Below are 20398 nucleotides of genomic sequence, written 5' to 3'. Positions count from 1 at the left end.
TCCACGGAAGAGCCATCCACACAGGCCATTCCAGCGAATCTGCCGCCGCTCACTTTGTGGTTGCCCCGCGGCGGGGCTGACGGTAGATAGGAGACCTTCGTCGAACCATCTGGATGGCCTATCTCGGGTGAGACTCGGCCGACCCGAGATACCCTCAACGCCGAGTCAATTCCCGTGGAGGTGCGCATGAAGTACGCTCCAGGTCCGCTTCTCACATGCCTGTTGGTCTCTCTTGGTCTGATCCTCGTTTCGACACCGGCAGCGCGCGCGCAGGCGGTCACCAGTCCCCGTGTCGTGACGGTCTCACCGGACGGCACCGGCGCGAATTTCTCGAACCTCCGCAACGCCATCGACTCGATCACGACCGCCAGCGCAAGCAACCCGTACGTGATCCTGGTCTATCCAGGCATCTACACCGGATCACTGAACACCTTTCTTCCCTGGAAAAGCTACGTGTCGCTTCGGGGCGTCGATCGCTACTCGACGATTATCCGGGGGACGCACCCGGCGCAGTTCGACGCCATCCCGCTCATCGATGCGACGATGACGCAGGGCGTCGAGATCAGCAATATCACACTGGATGGCTCTCAGCAGTTCCTCGATACGCTCCAGTACGTGTCCGGGGGGATGGGCGTGTGCGGGGCGCACATCACCTTTACCGATGTGACCTATGTCACGGTCGACCCGAATTTCACGATCAACTCGGGCAACAACTATAGCGGTAGTCCGACCTGCACCACCGCGGGGAGCGTCATCGTGCGTAACTGCGATCTGGGCACGGTGGCAGACCAGGGCGGGGACTGGCTGATCACGAACTCGTGGATCCACACTACGGTCAGCAATCCAGGCGATCCGGGCTACGGGTTCGTGAGGACCGGTTCAGGATCATTCCCGGGAACGACCACGATCATCGGTTCCGTGCTCGAATCGACAGGCACGACGGCCAACGTGGGCGACATCTACCCGCTCCTGGTGACCGGTAATGTGCCGGGAGAAGCGCGCATCGTCAACTCTGTGATCCACGCTCGATCGACCAGCTCGGCACCGAACTACGATGTCGCGCCGGTCTGGCCGGTCGGTGACGGTGGACCCTTTGTCATCGAAGAGAGCACCCTCATCTACGAGTCGGTCAGCGGAGCCACGAGCGGGCAGTTCTACGGGATCAATGCCGAATCGCTCACGTTGTATCCGGTCGTCCTGCGCAACTCGGTCATTCGATCGATTGGCTCCGGCGGCACGCGCGCCGACGTCCGCCGCGAAAGCGACGGCGCGCCCGTGACCCTCGCTGGAGTCCAGTATTCGACGGTGACCGGCTCGGGAGCCAGCGGCATCACCACTCTCGACTTCCGCCAGGGACAGTACTCAGCCGACCTGACGATCCCTCTGAGCAACCCGACCGCCAATGCCAACGGCCGCCTGTTCATCGGATCCTCGGACCGCCTCTGTTACCGATCGGGAGGGGAACAGCGGTGCGTGGGCGGCGGGCTGTTCATGAAGGTCTCGTAGGTCGGAACCTCCTCTGCGCCGGGCAACCTGGTCTGCGTCACGGCCGGGAGCAAACGGCAGGGGCGGGCCGCGGTGACCATCGTCAGTCGTGACAGCAGCGCGAACGTCGTCGGTGCGACCGTCACCGGCAACTGGAGCGGGGCGACGACGCAGAACGGGGTGACCGCGGTCACCGACGGCACGGGGACGGCGACCTTCACCTCGAACCAGGCGAATCCAGGAAGCGTCTTCACCTTCACCGTCACCGGCGTCACCCTGTCTCCCAATTTCTATGACCCGGCGTCGAACCTCGAGACTACGGACTCAACGCCGACCTGCAACTGAATGACGGTTCTCTGCGGCCGGCGGGCGCTGGATAGCCCGCCGGCCGCAGACTCGCTGGTCTCCGACCTGCCGGGAATCGGCACCGACACCTGCTCGATGTGCCACACCGCGGCCAAGCGCGCGTAGGAATCCGACGTCGGGGACACGGGCCAATCATCGCGGCCCCGAGATCTTCTGCAGTCCAAGCGCCGCTGTGCGATCCAGAGGGTCGAGCGCTAGCGCACGGCGGAAGTGAGATGCCGCTTCGGGAAGGTCGCCAGCCCAATACCGCAAGATCCCGAGGTAGGTGAAAATTTTAGAGTGGTAGTACAACGGTTTGGCTCCGACGATCCGGGCTTCCTCCTCGAGTGCCTCGCCGCGCCTTCCCAATACGAGCAGCGCTTCCACACGGATGAGGCGCGCGATGAAGGCACCGTGGCTCTGACGTACGGCGCGCGTCGCCTCATCGAGAAAGATGGCGGCCTCCTGGAGCGGGATCGACCCGGGGCGGTAGCGCGCGGGATCGATCACGCTGTAACCGTCGCGGGCCGCGAGAGGCGCCCACTGGCCATCCTGAGGCACCAGGATGACGGTGAAGTCGTCGAAGTAGACAATACGCCACCCGCCGATTTTCTGGAAAGCCTCGAGCGTCTTCTCGATTGGCTCCCCCCTCTGCAGCTCCAGAAACGCGAAGGACGCCTCGATTCGCTTCAGGAGGGCCGCCAGGGCGTCGGGGTGCGTGCGGGCGCGAGTGTACTCCCGGTAGAGATCGGGGCCGTAGACGTCATTGCGTGAATCGATCGCCACGCGCACCTGCGGATAGAAGCGGTAGAGGAGGTAGGCCCCGGCCGTGTACGTGTTGAATGCGTTGCCGCGCACCCCATTGTCGCGAAGATAATCGGCCCCAGCGACCGACACGATCTGCCCCACACCGAATCCGAACGTCCGCCGGCTCGTAACGTCGAAGGCGTAGCCATTCCAAGCAAACCAGACGCCAAGCCCCAGGAGAATCGGGACGATCAACACAAGCCCTATGCTCTTGGTGGTCCGCTTCGGTGGGACCGGGAACACCCAAGTCGCCATCGCTGCGACGCCAGGACAGGTGTAGAGGCCGAAATCGGTGACAAACCGCAGGCTGCGCAAGGACAGGACCAGGAGGGCGACGAACAGGAGCGCCGGGAAGATGCCGCCACGCGGAGCGGACTGGCGTCGGGCCACCGCCACAACCGTCAGGAGCAGGACACCCAGACCAAAGAGACCCCAGGCCACATACTCGCGCAGCATGTACGTGTGTACGTATTCGATTGAGAACGGTGATCGCCACTCGTAAATCTTGCCCATAAAGGGGCTGCTCATGAGCTGGAATGGGAACTTGAGCAACGTCGAACCGTAAGGATTGAGAAGGCAAGCGGCGATCAGAGCGGCCACCAGGCCCGCAAGGTGGGCCGCCTCCCTCAACCGTCGCCGGGCCGTCTCACTACCCCCGCGCGTCGTCGCCCTGGAACGTAGAGCGATGAAGAGGCCCTCGAGCGTTTCGGCGGTGCACGCCAGCGACACGATCACCGGCCCGAGGAGAAACCCGCCGTGAAGGTTCACCCAGGCCACCTGGATTGGCAGAAACCACCAGAGCGGCGCTCTTGCCCCCGCCCGGCGCCGCGCCAGGAGGAGCAGGAAGATCGCCGTAAAGAGGTACGAGAAAATTTGAGGTCGCACCACCATTTGCTGGGCCGCCAGAATGATCACGAAGGCGAGTGTCGGGACGGCCACAGCTGGTGATGCTCCGAGCGTCCGGGCAGTGGCGTACAGGGCGGCGGCGCATAGTAGAGCGATGACGGTTTTCAAGACGGTGAGGCCATCCAGGCCAGCGCCGATTTCCACCAAGCGGAAGACCACACCTGCCAGCCACTCGTGAGCGATGAACGGCCGCCCGCGGGCCAGGGCCGAATAGTCGTCGACGCGAGGGACGTGGCCGGTTACGAGCACGCTTGCGCCAGTTCGTAGGTGAAGGAAAGTGTCGTTAGCCGTTATGGGGCATATGTCGACAGCCAACGTAAGGAAAGCGAGCGCCGCGAGTGCCATGGCCTCGACCCGATGAACTCCCTGCTTGGAAGGCACGCCGCGCCTAATTGAAACGGATGGCAATCAGCGCGTTGACCACCCTGCCGTCAACTCGCCCGCGGTCCGGGACCGATGGCTCCGTCATCACCCGCCTGAGGTCACCGGCCATTCAGATCTCCTCCCATCCGCCACACCGAGTGAGCGTCTCGGCCGCCAGAATGCCGTCGATGACACCGTGGGACCGCTGTCCGCAGGTTAGCGGCATCTGGCACTCGTCGCGCATCCTGCCTCCCGGTTTCATACGCTCACCCGGGTTTAGTGGCGTCGGCCTCGGTCGGGGCTCGATGGTCAGGCTGCCGGCATGTGCGTTGAAGGTGTCCCCGTCCTTGCTGTAGTGGAGTGACATGGAGGTTTCCTCATGGCGATTCTAACGCGTATGAAAGCTCCTGAGAACGCCCCGATGTCGGCCCGGGGGCGACGCGAGTCGAGGCGATCAACCCGCACACCCCGATGGGCCTGTTCCCGGATGCCGGCGTCGACGAGGTCGGGGCCGAGGTGGCCCGGAGACTCTCCCGGGCGATCGAGTCATTCTGATCCCGCTTGAACCTGGAAGGCGGTGGGGCCATGACCTGGAACGACCGCTCCCCCTGGCCCTGCTTTTCGGCGGCTGGTTCGTCCTGAACCGCTTCATCCTGCCACGGTTTGGCGTCCAGACCTGACTGTCCGCCGCCTGCGACCCCCCGGCGCGGGGCCCGAAGCATGACGACGGACCGGCTTCCTGTCCGAGTGACCGAGATTCCTCCCGGGCGCGACGCGGTCGCGCACCAGCTGCTTCAGCTCCTTGATGTCCGGAAAGCGCCGGCGCTTCGACCGCGACCAGAGGGTCTCGCCGTCCAGGATCACGTCGAACACGCCCCCCGTCGCGGGGCGCAGCGCAACTTCGCCCAGCTCCGCCTCGAACGTGGTCAGGAGCTCCTGCGCCATCCAGGCGGCGCGCAGCAGCCAGCGGCACTGGGTGCAGTAGGCGATCTCGAGACGCGGCTTCGGCATCTCACGCCTCTCCGGCCAGCCGGACCGCTTCGACGAGAAGGGGAAAGGTGCAGGCGCGGGAGAACTCCTCGAGGGTCATCCAGGCGAAGGCGTCGTGCTCATCCGACAGGACGATGTCTCCGGACTCGGACGCTCCGCGGTAGACCACCACGACCATGTCCTCCCGGTTGCGCTGGGTCTGATACGCGGCGACCGGGTGCGGGTCGATCGCGACCTCGAGTCCGCATTCCTCGCGCGCCTCGCGCCGCGCCGCCGCCAGCGGCTGTTCCCCCGGCTTCACCCGCCCGGAGAGCGCCTCCCATGCCCCGGCGCCGGCGTCCTTCCGGGGCGAGCGCCGCATCGCCAGGACGCGATCGCCGCGCCGGACCACGACCGCCACCGCGACGACACATCGGGCCGAATCGCTCACGAGGCCTCCGGGGCCGCGGCCGAACGGGGGACGGCCGCGAGCGGGCATGGTACAGGAAACCCGGGGTTACGCGTGCGGGTCCGGCCGGTCGGTGGAGTTCGCCCGAAAGTCACGCAGGACCGGCGGACGGGCCTCCGTCTCTTCGAGAAGCCGGAGCGCCGCCTCGATGACCGCCATCTGCCGCGCCGGATCGCCGGGGGCATCCAACGGGTAGCCGTGCCGGAAGGGGACGCACAGGGCGCGTGGCGGGCGGACCCGCTCGGCGACGTGGCGCAGGAGCTGGATCGCCACGGTCGCGATCCCCTGCCGCTCCAGCTCGGCCGCAGCCAGGCCGACCGCCTGGGTGCACATTGGTCAGACCGGGATGAGCAGGGCGACGTCGACGCCGTCCTCCGAGAGCCGGCGCGCCGCCTGCGGGGCCGAGTCGCGCACCAGCCTTCCCGGGGCGGTGATCGAGCCCATGAACGACAGGTGGCGGCGGTTCACCGAGCCGACGCGGCCGGCGGCGGCCAGCTCGCGCGCCCGGTCGAGCGGCAGGGCGAGGTTCGGGTCGAGCCGCATGCCCTCGTGATCGAACGACCGGCTCCGATGCGTGTCGATGAGCGCCGCGGCCCGCGCGTCGGAGGGGATGTCGCGGAACGACACGTCCCCTCCGCGGATCGACGCCTCGAACGGCTCCTGGCCGGGAAGCACGAACCCGGCGCTCGAGACCAGCGCCAGCCGGCAAACGGCCAGGGGCTTTCGCAGCGGGGTCCACGGGACGGGGTCGATCCGGCGCCAGGGGTAGGCTTTCAGGAACAGGCGGGTCGCCGGCGAGAACTCGCCCAGGTCACCCACCCGCGGCGGCGCCCTTGAGGTGCTGGTCCAGGAACGCCAGGATCGCCCGGTAGCCGACCAGCTCGTTCTCCTTCTTCTGGAATCCGTGCCCCTCGTCCGGAAAGACGACGTACTCGACCGGCACGCCGTTGGCCCGCACCGCCTTCACGATGTCGTCCGATTCCGGCTTCAGGACGCGCGGGTCGTTGGCTCCCTGCAGGACGATGAGCGGCGTCTTGATGTTCGTCGCGTGGAACAGCGGGGAGATGCGGCGGAGCCGCTCGGCGTCCGCCTTCGGATCCCCCAGCTCGGCGAACAGCGCCTCGCGGAAGGACTCCCAGTACGGAGGGATGCTCTCCAGGGTGCGCACCCAGTTGGCGACGCCGAACAGGTCGACGCCGACCGCGAACGTGCCCGGCTTGAACGCGAGGGCCGCCAGGACCATGTAGCCGCCGTAGCTCCCCCCGAGAATGCCGATCCGCTTCGCATCGACCCAGCCGCTTTCGGCGAGCATCGTGCGGCACGCCACGACGTCTCCCAGGTCGGCCTCGCCGTGCCGGCGATCGTCCAGGGCGAAGAAGGTCTTCCCGTAGCCGCTGCTGCCACGGTTGTTGATGTCGAACACCGCGTAGCCGTGGTTGACGAGGTACTGGGTCAGGCCGCTGTACTCGATCTGCGCCTGGCCCCCCGGACCGCCGTGGACCTTGACGATGGCGGGCACGGGATGGCGCGACGAGGCGCCGTGCGGCCGGTAGAGGAGGCCGGGGATCTCGAGTCCGTCGTAGGACGGGAAGCGCACGACCTCGACCTCGGCCAGGTTCCTGGGGTCAATCCGCGGATTGAGCGAGCGGGTCAGCCGGCGCGGCGCCCCTCCTCCCAGGTCCATGGCGTAGAGGTCCCGCGGCGTCAGGCTGTCGCTCGCATGGAACGCCAGGTGTTCCTCGTCGCGCGAGAAGGTGACCGTCCTGATCGCCCCCCGGGGCAGGTCCGGCAGGGCGACCGGGCGCATCGAGGCGGCCTCGAACAGCCGGAGCTCGGTCCGCGCATCATTATTAATGGAGACCGCCAGGTACCGGCCGCTCTTCGAGATCTCGGCCTCGGTCACCTCCCAGGAAGGCCTGACCAGGGGGCGGCGCGCGCCGGTCTTCAGATCGTAGAGGGCCAGGCCGGCGAACTCGCTCCCCTCGTCGCTGATCAGGTAGAGCCCCAGGCCGTCCGGGGTGAACCGCGCCGGCCGGTTCAGCGCGTCCCCCTTGTGGGGGGTGATGTTCCTGGTCTCCCCGGTCTTCAGGACATGCAGGAAGGCGTCGCTGTCGTTGGTGGTGCGCGACTTGGAGAGGGCCAGGGTCGTCCGGTCGGGGGAGACGTCGCCGTACTTGTAGCCCGCGTCGTTCTTGAAGAGCAGGCTCCGGGCGTAGCCGTCCGTCTGGTACTCGTACAGGTCGAAGAACTTCGGGTCGCGCTCGTTGGTGCTGACGAAGAAGGTCCGGTCGTCGCGCGCCCAGCCGAGGAACTCCGCCTTGACCCCGTCGCCCGGCGTCAGGTCGCGCACCGACCCGTCCCGCTCGCGCACGTAGAGGTGCGTCAGCTCGTTCCCCCCCTTGTCGCTGGTGTACAGGAAGCGCTCGTCCGCCGGAAAATAGGACTCCGCCCTGATCGCATCCTCCGTCGAGCGGGTGAGCTGCACCGGCTGGCCGCCGGCGGCGGCGACGGCGAAGGCGTTGAACACGCCGGTTTGATCGGAGCTGTACAGAATCGTGCGGCCGTCGGGCGAGAACGAGGCGCCCAGGATCCGGGTCGTTCCCAGGAACTCCTCGATGGAGTACTCGGGCGCCGCGGCGAGCGACGCCTCGGGGGAGGCGGCGATCCGGGGCGGCCCGCCGGAGTGGGCGCAGGCGGCGAGCAGGGCGAGCAGGACGGGAACGGCGGACCAGCGGACCGACGGGGCGGGCCGGCTCATCGGAGCGCGTCCGTCAAGGGATCTCCATCGTGCCTTCGCTGACGAGGGCGGTGGCGCCGCCGACGCGGATCTCGGTGATCGTCCCCTCGCGCTTGTCCGCCTCGGCCTCGAGGAGGCTCGGGCGGCCCATCTCGAACCCCTGCTCGATGACCCATCGCAGCCGGCCGTCCCGCCTCGGGTCGCGCGCCCCCAGGTAGCCGGCGAGCGCCGTCGCGGCGCTGCCGGTGGCGGGGTCCTCGGTCACGCCCGCGGCGGGGCCGAACATGCGGGCGCGCGCCTGCCGCCCCGCGAGCTCGGGGTCGAGCGCGAAGAGGTAGACGTGCGGCGACCAGTACCGGGACAGCACCCGCTCCCAGACGTCGGGACGCAGCCGGGCGCGTCCGACGGCCCCCCGATCGCGCAGCGGAACCAGCAGGAAGGGCAGCCCGCAGGACACCCCCTGGGGGGTCCAGGGCTCCTCGAGCAGGTCCGACGGCTCGAGGGACAGCATGGCGGCCAGATCGGCGGCGGGGGGCGCGGGCGGGCCGATCTCCGGAAGCCGCGGCGAGGTCAGCCGGGCGTATCGCGCCCGGCCGTCGATCGTCTGGATGCAGACCGGCACCGGCCCCGCCCCCTCCTCGAAGACGATCCGCGTCCACTCGTCGCCGTTGGGGATTTCTCCCAGGGACGCCAGGACGCAGGCGGTGCCAATCGTCGGGTGGCCGGCGAAGGGGATCTCCCCCCCGGGCGTGAAGATCCGCAGGCGGCGGGTGTGGGCCGGAAGGTCCGGAGGCAGCACGAAGACCGTCTCGGAGAAATTGAATTCGCGCGCCACCTGCTGCATCTGCTCCGTGCGCAGCCCCCGGCCGTCCGGGAACACGGCGAGCTGGTTCCCGCCGAAGATCCGGTCGGTGAATACGTCGGCTGTCGCGAAACGGAAGCGCATGGCTGGTTCGAGGCCTGGAGAGTAGCGCCCTTCGGAGGGGTACGTCAAGCAGGCGGGACGAGCAGCCGGGACGAGGGGGCGGGACGAGGGGTTGACGTTCTGGACGAACGGCGTGACAATTCATGCATCCGAACAGCGCGAGTTTCGCACCACCACGAGGGGAGGACCACCGATGATGGACGTGCCGAGGCTACTGGACGAGCATCGCAGGCTGAAGGCCCTGGCGGGCGACTGGGTCGGGGAGGAGACGATTCACCCGTCGCCGTGGGATCCGAAGGGGGGCACCGGCGCCGGACGCTTCCAGGCGCATCTCGATCTCAATGGGTTCTTCCTGGTCGCCGACTACGTCCAGGAGCGCAGCGGCCAGATCACCTACCGCGGGCACGGGGTCTACGGGTACGATCCGCAGCAGAAGGGCTACACCATGCACTGGTTCGACTCGATGGGGTCGGGAACCCCGGAGCCTGTGCGTGGACGCTGGGAGGCCGACCGCCTGACGTTCGAGGGAGAAAACCCGATGGGGCACAGCCGCTACATCTACGCGTTCGAGGGGGCGGACCGGTACTCCTTCCGCATCGAACACTCCAGGGACGGCAAGACCTGGGCGGTCTTCATCGACTCCCGGTACGCCCGGAAGCAGGCCTGAGCTCGACCAGGGTCGCGCCCCACCCGCCGGCGTCCTCCGAGGCGGTCCGGAAGGCCGCCACCTCCGGCAGGCGGCCGAGCACGGACAGAACCGCGCGGCGCAGCGCCCCCGTCCCTTTGCCGTGGATGATGCGGACGCTGAGGATCCCCCTGGCCCGGCACTCCGCCAGGTAGTCGGGGACGAGGTGGTTCACCTCGCGCGGGTCGAAGGTGTGCAGGTCGAGCGTGCCGTCGATCGGCGGGTCGATCGGTCCCGTTTCGTCCATTGGCACGAAGGGTACCATCGAGGCGCCCCGGCCGTCCTCTGCTATCCTAGGGCCCTGTCCCCTCCGCCGGGAGAACCGATGCGCATCGACCTGTTCAGGATGGAACGGACGCAGTGCCTGTACGAAAACGAGGTGGAGTTCAACCTCTCGGAGAGCGGTGTCCTGCCGATGACCGTCGGCGAGATTCTCGGCCCCGAGACGGACACCCGCGCGCTCCACGACCTCCGGCTGAAGTATCCGGCCTCGCGCGGCTCGGAGACGCTGCGCGACCGGATTGCCGGGTTCTACGGCGATGCGACGCGCGACAACGTCATGGTCACGAACGGCGGCTCGGAGGCGAACTACGTCGTCTTCTGGGGACTGCTCGATCAGGGGGACCGCGCCGCCGTGATGATTCCGAACTACCTGCAGGCCTGGGGGCTGGCGCGTGCCTACGGGGGGCGCGCCGATCCCTTCCGCCTGATCGAGCGGCGCACGAACGGGCGAAGGCGCTGGGCGCTCGACGTGCAGGGGCTCGACCGGGCCGTCACCCGCCGGACGAAGATCATCCTGGTCACGAACCCGAACAACCCGACCGGCGCTGTCCTCGACGAGGACGAGATGGAAGCCGTCGTGCGCGCCGCCCGGCGGGTCGGCGCCTGGATCGTGTCGGACGAGGTGTACCGCGGCGCCGAGGTGGAAGGGGAGATCTCGCCGACCTTCTGGGGCCGTTACGACAAGGTCCTGGTCACCGCCGGGCTCTCCAAGGCGTTCGGCCTGCCGGGCCTGCGCACCGGCTGGATCCTGGGGCCGGCGAGGACCCTGGCGCATCTCTGCCGCTACCACGACTACCTGACGCTCACGCCGACCTTCCTGTCGGATCGACTGGCGGAGATCGTCATGGAGCCCCGGCGGCGCGAGGCCATCCTGGCGCGCACGCGCGGCCTGATCCGCAAGAACATCCCGGTGCTGGAGAGGTGGATCGGCGCGCACGGCGACACGCTCACCTACATCCGTCCGGTCGCGGGGGCGATTGCCCTGGTCGGCTACCGGCTGCCGATTGGCTCCGAGGCGCTGTTCACGAAGCTCCGCCGCGAGCAGTCGGTCCTGATCACACCCGGAAGCCACTTCGGGATCGGCCGCTACATCCGGATCGGCTACGGCTACGACGCCGACCATCTGGGGCGCGGCCTGGAGCGGATCGACGCGACGCTCGCGGACCTGGAGCGCGGCCGGGATCGGCTTTCGGTCCCTCTGAAAGGGATCCCCCCCATGAGGGTGGCCGTGAAGAGGATCGCCGCGAAGCGGGCCGGCGTGAAGCGAGGCCCCGCGACGAGGCGCGGACCGCGCGCGACGGCGGGCCGATGAGCCGGCGCCCCCTCGTCGCCGCGGCCGCCTTGGCGCTTCTGGCCGCGGCCTGCCTTCCGCTCGCGGCCGGCGGACCGCTCCTGGCCGGCGCGCGGGCCACCCCCTCCGCACCGATCGAGGCGGACGCGTCCCTGCGCACCCGCAACGTCATCCTGGTCACGCTCGACGGCCTGCGCATCCAGGAGATGTTCGCCGGCATGGACCCGATCGTGTCCGAGAAGAAGGACCTGTCCGGCATCTACGACGAGGACAGGGCGCGGCGGCTCTACTGGCGGGAGACACCCGACGAGCGCCGCCGGACCCTCCTGCCATTCTTCTGGGACCGGCTCGCGGCGCACGGAATCGTGCTCGGCAACAAGGAGAAGGGAAGCCGCGTCATGCCGCGCAATCCGCACCTGTTCTCGGCCCCGGGCTATGCCGAGATCCTGACCGGCCAGTACCAGCCGGACGTGACGACCAACGACGTCAAGCGCTACGCGCACAAGACCGTGCTGGAGTTCGTGAAAGACGAGCTGAGGCTCGCCCCGCGGGAGGTCGCGATGATCGGCGGGTGGGAGCCGTTCAAGATGCTGGCCTCGTCCAAGCCGGACGCCTTCTTCACCTATGCCGGCCACGAGAGGATCCCCCGGGAGATCGCCACGCCGCGGATGGCCTTCCTCGACGAGCTGCAGAACCAGGTCATGTCGCTGTGGGAGGAGGGGCGGAGCGACGCCATCACCTTCAACCTGGCGCTCGAATACCTGAAGACCCAGAAGCCCCGCTTGCTCTACATCGCCCTCGGCGAGTCGGACGACTGGGCCCACGCGCGCCGCTACGACCGCCTCATGGACTACATCCACGTGGCCGACGGTTATCTGAAGACGCTCTGGGAGACGGTCGAGTCGGACGAGGCCTACCGGGGACAGACCACGCTCATCGTGACGACCGACCACGGCCGGGGGGTGACCGGCAAGGACTGGGTCGACCACGAAGAGGGGATCAAGGGGTCGGAGGACATCTGGGTCGCCGTCATCGGCCCCGACACGCCCGACCGAGGCGAGGTCGCCCCGCACCCCACGGTGCACCAGGCCGACATCGCGGCCACCCTTCTGCGCTTCTTCGGCCTCGATGCCGCCCGGTTCAATCCCAAGGCCGGCCCGCCGATCGAGGCGGCGTTCGCGGCAGGGGAGTCGCAGGAGCCGGTCCGACCCTGAGGCCGGCGGGGCGTCAGGCCCGCCCCTCGTCCACGTGACGCGCCACGCGCGTCTTCGTCAGGATCAAGAGGGCGGGGAGCGTCGTCAGGGCGGTGACCAGGCAGGTGACCGAGCCGATGGCGGCGACGATCCCCATCGATCGCAGGCCGGGGTAGTTCGACAGGCCGATCGTGCCGAAGCCGGCGACGTTCGTCAGGGCGGCCATGACGACCGCCTTGCCGGTCTCCATCAGCCCCTCGAAGTTGCTCAGCCCCTCCTGCGAGATGCGGTGGATGATGTGGATGCCGTAGTCGATGCCGACGCCCAGGATCATGCTGGTGACGAAGGCGTTGACGAAGTTCATCTTGATCCCCAGGAGGCGCATGCAGCCCAGCATCCAGACAACGCCCAGCAGGAGCTGCACGTTGGCCAGGGCGGTCAGCCACAGGCTCTTGAAATCCATCCACAGCAGGACGGTCACCAGGATCATGCCGAGGATGACGGCCCGCCAGGCATCGCGGCTGAAGATCTGCTTCAGCTCGGACGAGGCGATGTTGACGCCGGTGATCTCGATCCCCCGGGACGGCCGGTCGAGCGCCTTCACCAGGGCGGGCGGCGCCACGCGCTTCGCGTCGGGGGCGCTGGGGAAGAGGTAGGTCACCGACTTGACGCCGCCCCCCTCGTCCTCCCGGACGTAGCGGTCGATGAAATGCCCCAGGCCGGCCGCCTTCAGGTCGGCGACGGCGAGCGGTCGCTCGGGGCGCAGGATCGCCGGCAGGGCCTTCAGGTAGCCGGCGTAGGTCTCCGCGCGGAAACCAGTCTCGCGCAGCGCCTCGCGGAAGGTGCGCTCAATGCGCGCCACGTCGAAGGCGTCGTCCCGTCCGGCGCGCAGGGCCTCGATCACCTGCTCCTGGTCCTGGCGCGGCGGCAGGTAGTTGAAGATCGACTCGTAGCCCCGCAGGGTGCCGTCCGCCACGAACTGATCGAGCAGGCGGTTGGCCTCGCGGTTGGTCTCGAGCACGCCGTCCAGGTCGGGCCCCCGGGACAGGACCATCATCGGCGTGAAGGAGGCCTCGAACTTCCGGCCGATGGTCTCCTGCATCATGATGCCGCGGTTCTTCGGCGAGCGGAGGTCCTGCACGCTGCTCGTGAACTCGACGTTCCAGGCGTACCAGCCGAGGCCGATCGTGAGGAGCGCCGACGCGACGAGGACCGGCCCCGTGTGCCGCGTGCTCCAGGCCATGACCCGCTCGATGCCGAACGAGTGCAGGTAGAGCTTCTTCGTGACGTCCTTCCGGCGCGCCCGCCCCTCGTTCCAGGAGATCATCGCCGGCAGGAGGAACAGGATCGCCACCAGGCAGAACAGGATGCCGGTGCCGACCAGGAAGCCGAAGTCGCGGAGCCCCTTGTACTCGGTGACGCACATCGCGTAGAAGGTGCCAGCCGAGGTGATCGCCCCGGTGAAGACGCCGAAGGCGGACACCCCCATCATCAGGCGCAACGCCTCCTCGAGGCTGCGCCCGCGGGTGCGCTCCTCGACGTAGCGGGCGTACATCACGATGGTGAAGTCGGTCCCCAGCCCCATCAGCATCGCCGTGAAGCCGGTCGTCGCCGAGTTCAGGTGGCGCAGGCAGACATAGGCCGCCGCCAGGGTCAGGATCTGCCCGACCAGGAGCGGCACCGACGAGTAGAGGATGGCGCCGAAGCGCCGGTAGCAGAAGTAATAGAGCGCCAGGATGACGACGAACGACAGCGTGCCGTTGCGCAGCATGTCCTGCATGATGAGATCGCTGTCGTCGAGCGCGATGATGTAGCCGCCGCCGTAATCGACCCCGGGGGCACGCAGCGCCTCGGGCCCGGGCCCGGGCGCGTCCGCGCCGAGCGTCGCGCCGTCCGCCGCCTGCTCCTTCAGGTCCCGCTCGAACTGCTTCGACACCTCCTCGACCGCAAGGCGCACCTGCACCATCAGCCGCTTGTCGAAGGCGGTGTCCTGGGCGGGCTTGACCGGCTTGGCGATGATCAGGAGCGAGCCGCCGTCCTTCGACAGGAAATAGCCGCTCGACAGGTCCACCTTGAGCGGTCCCTTGCTGCGCAGCACCTCCTTGAAGACGAGCGAGGAGACCTGGAAGGGGTCGTCCTCCAGCAGCTGCTTGACGAGGAACGACGACGGCCCGGTCAGCTGCCGGAAGTTCTCCTTCACCTGCGCGCGGATGGCGGGATCGGTGAACCGGGCGCGCAGCTCGTCGAGCTTCGCCGGCGGCAGGAACAGGATCTGGTTCGTCCGGAAGAACGAGAAGAACGGCCCCGTGGTGTCGATCCGATGCTCCACGTACTCGATGTCCGGGATGGTCTGCAGGCGTGCGGCGAGGAGATCGGCGAACTCCTGCAGCTCGTCGACCGTCTGCCCCTTGCGCGCCTCCGCCAGGAGCAGCAGGTAGTCGAGGCTGCCGAAGTCCTTGAGCGCCTCGCGGAAGGTGCTGATGACCCGGTTGTTCTTCGGCACCAGGTTCAGCACGTCGCCGTCGAGCGTCAGGTGCCGGCCCAGGAAGAGAGAGAACAGGCAGAGGGCGATGGTGACCAGGAAGACCAGGCGGTAGCGCCGGCGCGCCAGCTCCTCGATGCGCAGGAACAGGCCCTGCTTGCCCCCGGCCATCAGATCTCCCGCCGGCCTTCGAGCGCCTTGCCGACCGTGACCTCGTCGGCGTACTCGAGCTCGCTGCCGACCGGCAGCCCCAGCGCGATGCGCGTGGCGCGCACCCCCAGGGGCTTGAGAAGGCGCGACAGGTAGACCGCCGTCGCCTCCCCCTCGACGTTCGGGTTGGTCGCGAGGATGACCTCCTTCACCCTGCCGTCGCGCAGGCGCTCGAGAAGCGGGGCGATCTTGAGATCGTCGGGGCCGATCCCCCGCAGAGGGGCGATCGATCCGTGCAGCACGTGGTACAGGCCGCGGAAGCCCGACTTCTCGATGGTGACCAGGTTATGCGGCTCCTCGACCACGCAGATCTGGCTCCTGTCCCGGTCGTCATCGGCGCAGATCGCGCAGGGGTCGGTGTCGGTGATGTTGAAGCAGGTGGCGCAGAGCCGGATCGTGTCCTTGACCTCGAGCAGGGCGGTCGCGAGCGCCTGGGCCTCCTGACGGCTGCCGCGCAGGACGTGGAAGGCGAGGCGCTGCGCCGACTTGGCGCCGATCCCCGGGAGCTTGCGGAAGGCCTCGATCAGGCGCTCGAGGGGCGGGGCGAACCGCATCGCCTCAGAACCCGGGCACGCGGAGGGAGCCGACCTTCTCGGCCATCGCCGCTTCGATCTTCCGGTTGGCCTCGTTGATCGCGGCGCGCACCAGGTCCTCGAGCATCTCCGCGTCCTGGGACTTGACGACCTCGGGGGCGATCCGCACGGAGAGCAGCTCGTGGTTCCCCGCCATGCTCACGGTGACCATGCCGCCCCCCGCCGAGGCCTCGACCTTCAGCTCGGCGACCTCCTTCTGGAGCTTCGCCTGCATCTGCTGCGCCTGCTTCATCAGGGCCTTGATGTCCATGTCGTCTCAGGCCTGCTCCACGTCCACGATCTGGCCGCTGAAGGCGTCGAGGAGCGTCCGCACCAGAGGCGTCCTCTCGGCCGCCTCGCGCAGCCGCTGCTTCTGCGCCTCCGCCGTCTCGGCGGGCGTCGGGGCCCTACCGGCGCCCGTGCCGGGCGCGGCCACGGTCACCCGGATCGCCAGGTCGCTGCCGGAGACCTCGCGCGCCACGCGCCGCAGGCAGTCGAGGCTCTCCCGGGCCTCGACCTTCTCCCGGAAGAAGGCGTGCTTCTCGTTGAAGGCGATGACCAGCCGGTCCCCCTCGATCTCGATCCAGGAGGCCTCCTCGAGAAATCCCCCTAAAGCGCCGCGCTCCTGGTGCACACGCTTCAGGATCGACTCCACCGTCGCCTGGTCGCGCCCCCCGGCCTCCGGGCGCGTCGGGGCGATCACGTCGGTCGCCGGCGCCGGCAGCGTGGCGAACGCGGTCACCGTTCCCGGTTCCGCCGCCGCGCCGGTCTTGTGCGCCCCGCCGTGAGGCGTCGCGCGCGGCGGCCGCGCCGGCTCGCCGGCCTCGTCCTTGTCCGGGCCGTCCGGCGTGCTGCCGGTCCGCGCGATGAGGTCCTCGATCGGAGTCAGGTCGGCCAGGCGCGCCAGCTTGATCGCCAGCGCCTCCAGGAGGAAGCGGGGGTGGCCCGAGTTCTTGACGCGGTACTCCTCGCGGGTCATCAGCTCGAGCAGGCGCAGGAGCTCGTCCTCGCTCCACGCGGCGGCCTCCGTCCTGAGCCTCTTCACCTCGTCGGCCCCCCCCTGGACGTGGCGCTCCGCGTCGGGGACCACGCTCACGAGCAGGAGGTCCCGGCCGTGCGCCATCAGGTCCTCGAGGAACTGCGTGGGGAGGTACCCCTTCTCGAACACCGTCTCGACGAGGCCCACCAGGCGGGAGTAGTCCCGCGCCCGCACCGCCTGGTAGAAGCCGGTGATCAGGTCGTGATCGATCACGCCGAGGATCGTCCGCGCCTGTTCGTCGGTGACCGTCGCCCCCGAGAAGGCGATGACCTGGTCGAGGGCGCTCTGCGCGTCGCGCAGCGAGCCCTCCGCCAGGCGCGCCACCAGGTCGAGCACGCCCTGCGGCACCGACACCTTCTCCCCCTCGGCCATGCGCGCCAGGTGCGCCGCCATCTCCGCCGTTCCGATCTTCTTGAACTCGAAGTGCTGGCAGCGGGACAGGATGGTCAGCGGGAGCTTGCGATAGTCGGTGGTGGCGAAGACGAACAGGACGTGCGGCGGCGGCTCCTCCAGCGTCTTCAAGAGGGCGTTCCACGCCTCCGTCGTCAGCATGTGCACTTCGTCGATGATGTAGATCTTGTAGCGGTCGCGGGCCGGCGCGTAGCGCACCGTCTCGCGCAGCTCGCGCACCGCGTCGATGCCCCGGTTGCTGGCGCCGTCGATCTCCAGGACGTCCATGGCGCGGCACTCGGCGATCTCCCGGCACGAGGCGCAGGCGTTGCAGGGGGTCGGAGTCGGGCCCTCGGCGCAGTTCAGCGCCTTGGCGAGCAGGCGGGCGACCGTGGTCTTGCCGACGCCCCGCAGTCCCGAGAACAGGTAGGCGTGATGGATGCGCCGGTTCGACACGGCGTTCTGGAGGGTGGTGACGATCGGCTTCTGGCCGACCACCTCCTCGAACGTCTGGGGCCGGTATTTCCGGGCGAGGACCTGGTAGCTCAATGGGGTCTCTGGTCGAAAGGAGGCCGGCCTGAGGGCCGGTTCAAGCGGACCCGCGGCGCCTGCGAGGTCCTCCTGACGGCTGCTCCCTTCCGGGCCTGACCGGGTTTGGCGGTTCGCATCGCGCGGGGCTCGAACCGGCCGTCACGCCGGCCTCGTGCACCGCTCCGCGTCAGCAAGCTATCGCCGATGCGGGCCGATGCTATTGCATCCGCCGGGACCTGTCAACGCGCCGAGGTCGGGCGCTCCCAGGACGCAGTTTCCTTATGGTATCGTGAGACTTCTGATCTCAGCGTCGGCAGGAAGCGGACCGCGGCTCTTTGTGTGAGAGGTGACCTCGTCACGGATCAGAGGCATGTGACTTCGCCCTTCGACTCCCCGATCATCGAGCTGCGCGATGTCGCGAAGCGCTTCGGTCCCCTCGAGGCCCTGAAGCCGACGACCCTGGCGCTGGGTGTCGGCGTCCATGTCCTGCTCGGTCCCAGCGGCTCCGGTAAGTCGACGCTGCTGCGCCTTCTGACCGGCCTCTCCCGGCCGAGCGCGGGCGAGGTGCTGCTGTGGGGCCGGGCCCTCTCTCCGCTGACGATAGGACCTCTGCGGCGGCGCCTGGGATACGTGATCCAGGAGGGCGGGCTCTTTCCGCACCTGACGGCGGGCGCCAACGTGACGCTCGCCGCCCGGTACTTCGGCTGGGACGCGCGGAGCATCGAGGATCGGATCGAGGCGTTGTGCGCCCTGACGCACTTTCCGCGCGACGGGATGGCCCGCTTTCCCGTGCAGCTCTCGGGCGGGCAGCGCCAGCGTGTCAGCCTCATGCGGGCGCTGATGCTCGGGCCCGAGCTGCTCCTCCTCGACGAGCCGCTCGGCGCGCTCGACCCCATGATTCGAGCCGAGCTGAGGGCGGACCTCCGGGAGATCTTCAAGGCGCTGGGACAGACGGTCGTGCTCGTCACGCACGATCTCGCCGAGGCCGAGTTCTTCGCCGACCGGATCGTTCTCCTGCGGGACGGACGCGTCGTCCAGCAGGGTCGCCTGCGCGATCTCGTCGAGCGGCCCGCCGACCCGTTCGTCACCCGGTTCATCAGCGCCCAGAGCCGGCCCGGGGCACGCGGATGAGGGTCCGGCGCCGCGTTGTGCTCCTGGTGCTGCTCGCGGGGGCGACGGGCGTGTCCTGCCGCACGGCGCCGGATCAGGTGCGAGTGGGGTCCAAGAAGTTCACCGAATCGGTCGTGCTCGGCGAGATCGTCACCCAGCTGGTGCGCAGCACCGGCGCGCCTGCCGAGCATCGCGCGCAGCTCGGCGGCACCCAGGTCCTCTGGCACGCGCTCCTGGCGGGGGAGATCGATCTGTATCCGGAGTACACCGGGACGATCCGCGAAGACATCGTGAAGAACATGCCGGGGGACGGAAGCGACGACTCCCTGCGCGCCGCGCTCGCCCGCCTGGGCGTTGGAATGACCGGCTCCCTGGGGTTCGAGGACAGCTACGCCCTGGGGATGAGGAAGGCGGACGCCGTCCGGTTGAACGTGACGCGGATCTCCGACCTGCGCGCCCACCCGGGGCTCCGGCTCGGCTTCAGCGAGGAATTTCTGCATCGCGGCGACGGCTGGCCGAGGCTCAAGACGCGGTACCGCCTTCCCCAGACCGACGTGAGACAGCTCGATCACGACGTGGCCTACCGCGCGCTGGCGGCCGGCGACATCGACGCCACGGACCTGTATACGACGGACGCCGAAATCCCGTATTACCGGCTCGAGGTCCTCGCGGACGACCTGGGGCATTTCCCCAACTATCGCGCCGTGCTGCTCTATCGATCCGACCTCCTGCGGCGCGTGCCGTCGACCGTGGCCGCTCTCCGCGCTCTCCAGGGGCGCATCGCGGTGGACGAGATGCAAAGGCTCAATGCGCGCGTCAAGCTGGAACACGTCTCCGAGCGCGCCGCGGCGTCCGACTTCCTGGCCACGACGCTCCGCATCGAAGGGGAAAGGGTCTCGGAGAGGCGGGGCCGGAGAGTCGGCCGGTACGTCGTCGAGCACCTGGCTCTGGTGCTGGCGTCCTTGAGCGCCGCCATCGTCGTCGCGATACCTCTCGGGATCGCGGCGGCGCGCCGCCGGCGCCTGGGCGCGGCCATCCTGGCCCTGGCCGGCATCGTCCAGACCATTCCCTCCCTGGCGCTCCTCGTCTTCATGATTCCGCTGCTCGGCATCGGCACCGCCCCGGCGGTGGCCGCGCTGTTTCTCTACAGCGTTCTTCCGATCGTCAGGAACACCGTGTCCGGCCTGACCGGCATCCCCGCGTCGCTGCTCGAATCGGCGGACGTCCTGGGGCTCTCGTCCACCGCGCGATTGTGGAAAGTGGAGCTTCCGCTCGCGGCGCCCTCGATCCTCGCCGGCATCCAGACCTCGGCCGTGATCAACGTCGGCACCGCCACCCTCGGCGCCCTGATTGGCGCGGGAGGGCTGGGTCAGCCGATCCTGACCGGCATCCGCCTCGACGACCTGAGCCTGATCCTCGAAGGCGCCATCCCCGCGGCGCTCCTGGCCCTCATGGTCCAGGCGCTGTTCGAGCTTCTGGGCAGGGTGCTGATTCCCAAGGGGCTTCGCCTTCGGCCCGATTCGTGACGCCCGGAGAGGCCCGGAAGGCCCGGCCGGCCGAAAGTTCGTCCTTTCCTCCCCGTCCACTCGATGGTACTCTTCTGACGT

Annotated in this window: 20 protein-coding genes and 1 other RNA gene; 8 read left to right on the top strand and 13 right to left on the bottom strand. The window is 68.6% G+C overall.

All coding sequences use genetic code 11. The features are described 5' to 3' along the window. Window positions 1-186: 186 nt before the first annotated feature. From VGV60_14285 to VGV60_14275, 3 genes are all read left to right on the top strand, one after another. Complete coding sequence (locus tag VGV60_14285) at window positions 187-1506, top strand: hypothetical protein (GenBank protein HEV8702438.1); 1320 nt, start codon at window positions 187-189, stop codon at window positions 1504-1506. Between the two features lie 72 nt (window positions 1507-1578). Beyond that, window positions 1579-1830, top strand: a complete 252-nt coding sequence (locus tag VGV60_14280) for a hypothetical protein (GenBank protein HEV8702437.1) — start codon at window positions 1579-1581, stop codon at window positions 1828-1830. Beyond that, entirely contained in the window at window positions 1831-1956 is a 126-nt protein-coding gene (locus VGV60_14275) for a hypothetical protein (GenBank protein ID HEV8702436.1), read from the top strand. It abuts the gene before it with no gap. A 27-nt stretch (window positions 1957-1983) separates the two neighbouring features. Here the strand turns inward: VGV60_14275 and VGV60_14270 are convergent, their stop codons facing one another. From VGV60_14270 to VGV60_14240, 7 genes are all read right to left on the bottom strand, one after another. After that, on the bottom strand, window positions 1984-3924 hold the full coding sequence (locus VGV60_14270) for a tetratricopeptide repeat protein (GenBank protein ID HEV8702435.1): 1941 nt from the start codon (window positions 3922-3924) through the stop codon (window positions 1984-1986). A gap of 630 nt (window positions 3925-4554) precedes the next feature. After that, window positions 4555-4917, bottom strand: coding sequence for a SelT/SelW/SelH family protein (locus VGV60_14265; protein ID HEV8702434.1), 363 nt, complete (start codon window positions 4915-4917; stop codon window positions 4555-4557). Window position 4918: 1 nt separating this feature from the next. Next, a complete protein-coding gene (locus VGV60_14260; protein HEV8702433.1) occupies window positions 4919-5326 on the bottom strand; it encodes an NUDIX domain-containing protein in 408 nt (135 codons plus the stop codon). A gap of 66 nt (window positions 5327-5392) precedes the next feature. Beyond that, window positions 5393-5677: a hypothetical protein gene (locus VGV60_14255; GenBank protein HEV8702432.1), complete on the bottom strand. Its 285-nt coding sequence runs from the start codon at window positions 5675-5677 to the stop codon at window positions 5393-5395. Window positions 5678-5680: 3 nt separating this feature from the next. Then, entirely contained in the window at window positions 5681-6163 is a 483-nt protein-coding gene (locus tag VGV60_14250) for a glycine/sarcosine/betaine reductase selenoprotein B family protein (GenBank protein ID HEV8702431.1), read from the bottom strand. Then, window positions 6156-8102, bottom strand: a complete 1947-nt coding sequence (locus tag VGV60_14245; GenBank protein ID HEV8702430.1) for a S9 family peptidase — start codon at window positions 8100-8102, stop codon at window positions 6156-6158. Before VGV60_14245 ends, VGV60_14250 begins: the two co-directional genes overlap by 8 nt. Before the next feature lie 13 nt (window positions 8103-8115). Then, complete coding sequence (locus VGV60_14240) at window positions 8116-9027, bottom strand: PhzF family phenazine biosynthesis protein (protein ID HEV8702429.1); 912 nt, start codon at window positions 9025-9027, stop codon at window positions 8116-8118. A gap of 172 nt (window positions 9028-9199) precedes the next feature. Here VGV60_14240 and VGV60_14235 point away from each other — a divergent pair, with 172 nt between their 5' ends. After that, window positions 9200-9673, top strand: a complete 474-nt coding sequence (locus tag VGV60_14235; GenBank protein HEV8702428.1) for a DUF1579 family protein — start codon at window positions 9200-9202, stop codon at window positions 9671-9673. Here the strand turns inward: VGV60_14235 and VGV60_14230 are convergent. After that, window positions 9639-9938: a Smr/MutS family protein gene (locus tag VGV60_14230; GenBank protein HEV8702427.1), complete on the bottom strand. Its 300-nt coding sequence runs from the start codon at window positions 9936-9938 to the stop codon at window positions 9639-9641. The genes VGV60_14235 and VGV60_14230 overlap by 35 nt on opposite strands. Before the next feature lie 78 nt (window positions 9939-10016). Here VGV60_14230 and VGV60_14225 point away from each other — a divergent pair, with 78 nt between their 5' ends. Continuing rightward, window positions 10017-11285 carry an aminotransferase class I/II-fold pyridoxal phosphate-dependent enzyme gene (locus VGV60_14225; protein ID HEV8702426.1) on the top strand — a complete coding sequence of 423 codons (1269 nt, stop codon included), beginning with the start codon at window positions 10017-10019 and terminating at the stop codon, window positions 11283-11285. Next, window positions 11282-12478, top strand: coding sequence for an AP protein (locus tag VGV60_14220; protein HEV8702425.1), 1197 nt, complete (start codon window positions 11282-11284; stop codon window positions 12476-12478). Before VGV60_14225 ends, VGV60_14220 begins: the two co-directional genes overlap by 4 nt. Window positions 12479-12491: 13 nt before the next feature. On the opposite strand, the gene VGV60_14215 is transcribed toward VGV60_14220, so the two are convergent. The 5 genes from VGV60_14215 to ffs all read right to left on the bottom strand — a co-directional run bounded on the left by VGV60_14215 (window position 12492) and on the right by ffs (window position 17834). Further along, window positions 12492-15110, bottom strand: a complete 2619-nt coding sequence (locus VGV60_14215) for an MMPL family transporter (GenBank protein HEV8702424.1) — start codon at window positions 15108-15110, stop codon at window positions 12492-12494. Then, window positions 15110-15703, bottom strand: a complete 594-nt coding sequence (recR, locus tag VGV60_14210; GenBank protein HEV8702423.1) for a recombination mediator RecR — start codon at window positions 15701-15703, stop codon at window positions 15110-15112. The genes VGV60_14215 and recR overlap by 1 nt, the downstream gene beginning before the upstream one ends. A 4-nt stretch (window positions 15704-15707) precedes the next feature. Continuing rightward, window positions 15708-15992, bottom strand: coding sequence for a YbaB/EbfC family nucleoid-associated protein (locus VGV60_14205; protein HEV8702422.1), 285 nt, complete (start codon window positions 15990-15992; stop codon window positions 15708-15710). A gap of 6 nt (window positions 15993-15998) precedes the next feature. After that, window positions 15999-17699, bottom strand: coding sequence for a DNA polymerase III subunit gamma/tau (dnaX, locus tag VGV60_14200; protein ID HEV8702421.1), 1701 nt, complete (start codon window positions 17697-17699; stop codon window positions 15999-16001). A 35-nt stretch (window positions 17700-17734) separates the two neighbouring features. Then, window positions 17735-17834, bottom strand: an RNA gene (ffs, locus tag VGV60_14195) — signal recognition particle sRNA small type. Between the two features lie 243 nt (window positions 17835-18077). Between ffs and VGV60_14190 the strand changes: the two genes are divergently transcribed. Continuing rightward, a complete protein-coding gene (locus VGV60_14190) occupies window positions 18078-18812 on the top strand; it encodes an ATP-binding cassette domain-containing protein (protein ID HEV8702420.1) in 735 nt (244 codons plus the stop codon). Next, window positions 18809-20317, top strand: a complete 1509-nt coding sequence (locus VGV60_14185) for a glycine betaine ABC transporter substrate-binding protein (protein HEV8702419.1) — start codon at window positions 18809-18811, stop codon at window positions 20315-20317. The genes VGV60_14190 and VGV60_14185 overlap by 4 nt, the downstream gene beginning before the upstream one ends. The last annotated feature ends 81 nt before the right edge of the window (window positions 20318-20398 follow it).

The organism is Candidatus Polarisedimenticolia bacterium, assembly GCA_036001465.1.
Classification (GTDB): domain Bacteria; phylum Acidobacteriota; class Polarisedimenticolia; order Gp22-AA2; family Gp22-AA2; genus Gp22-AA3.
Note: the sequence above shows the minus strand (reverse complement) of the source record. Positions and strands in the feature narration are given on the sequence as shown.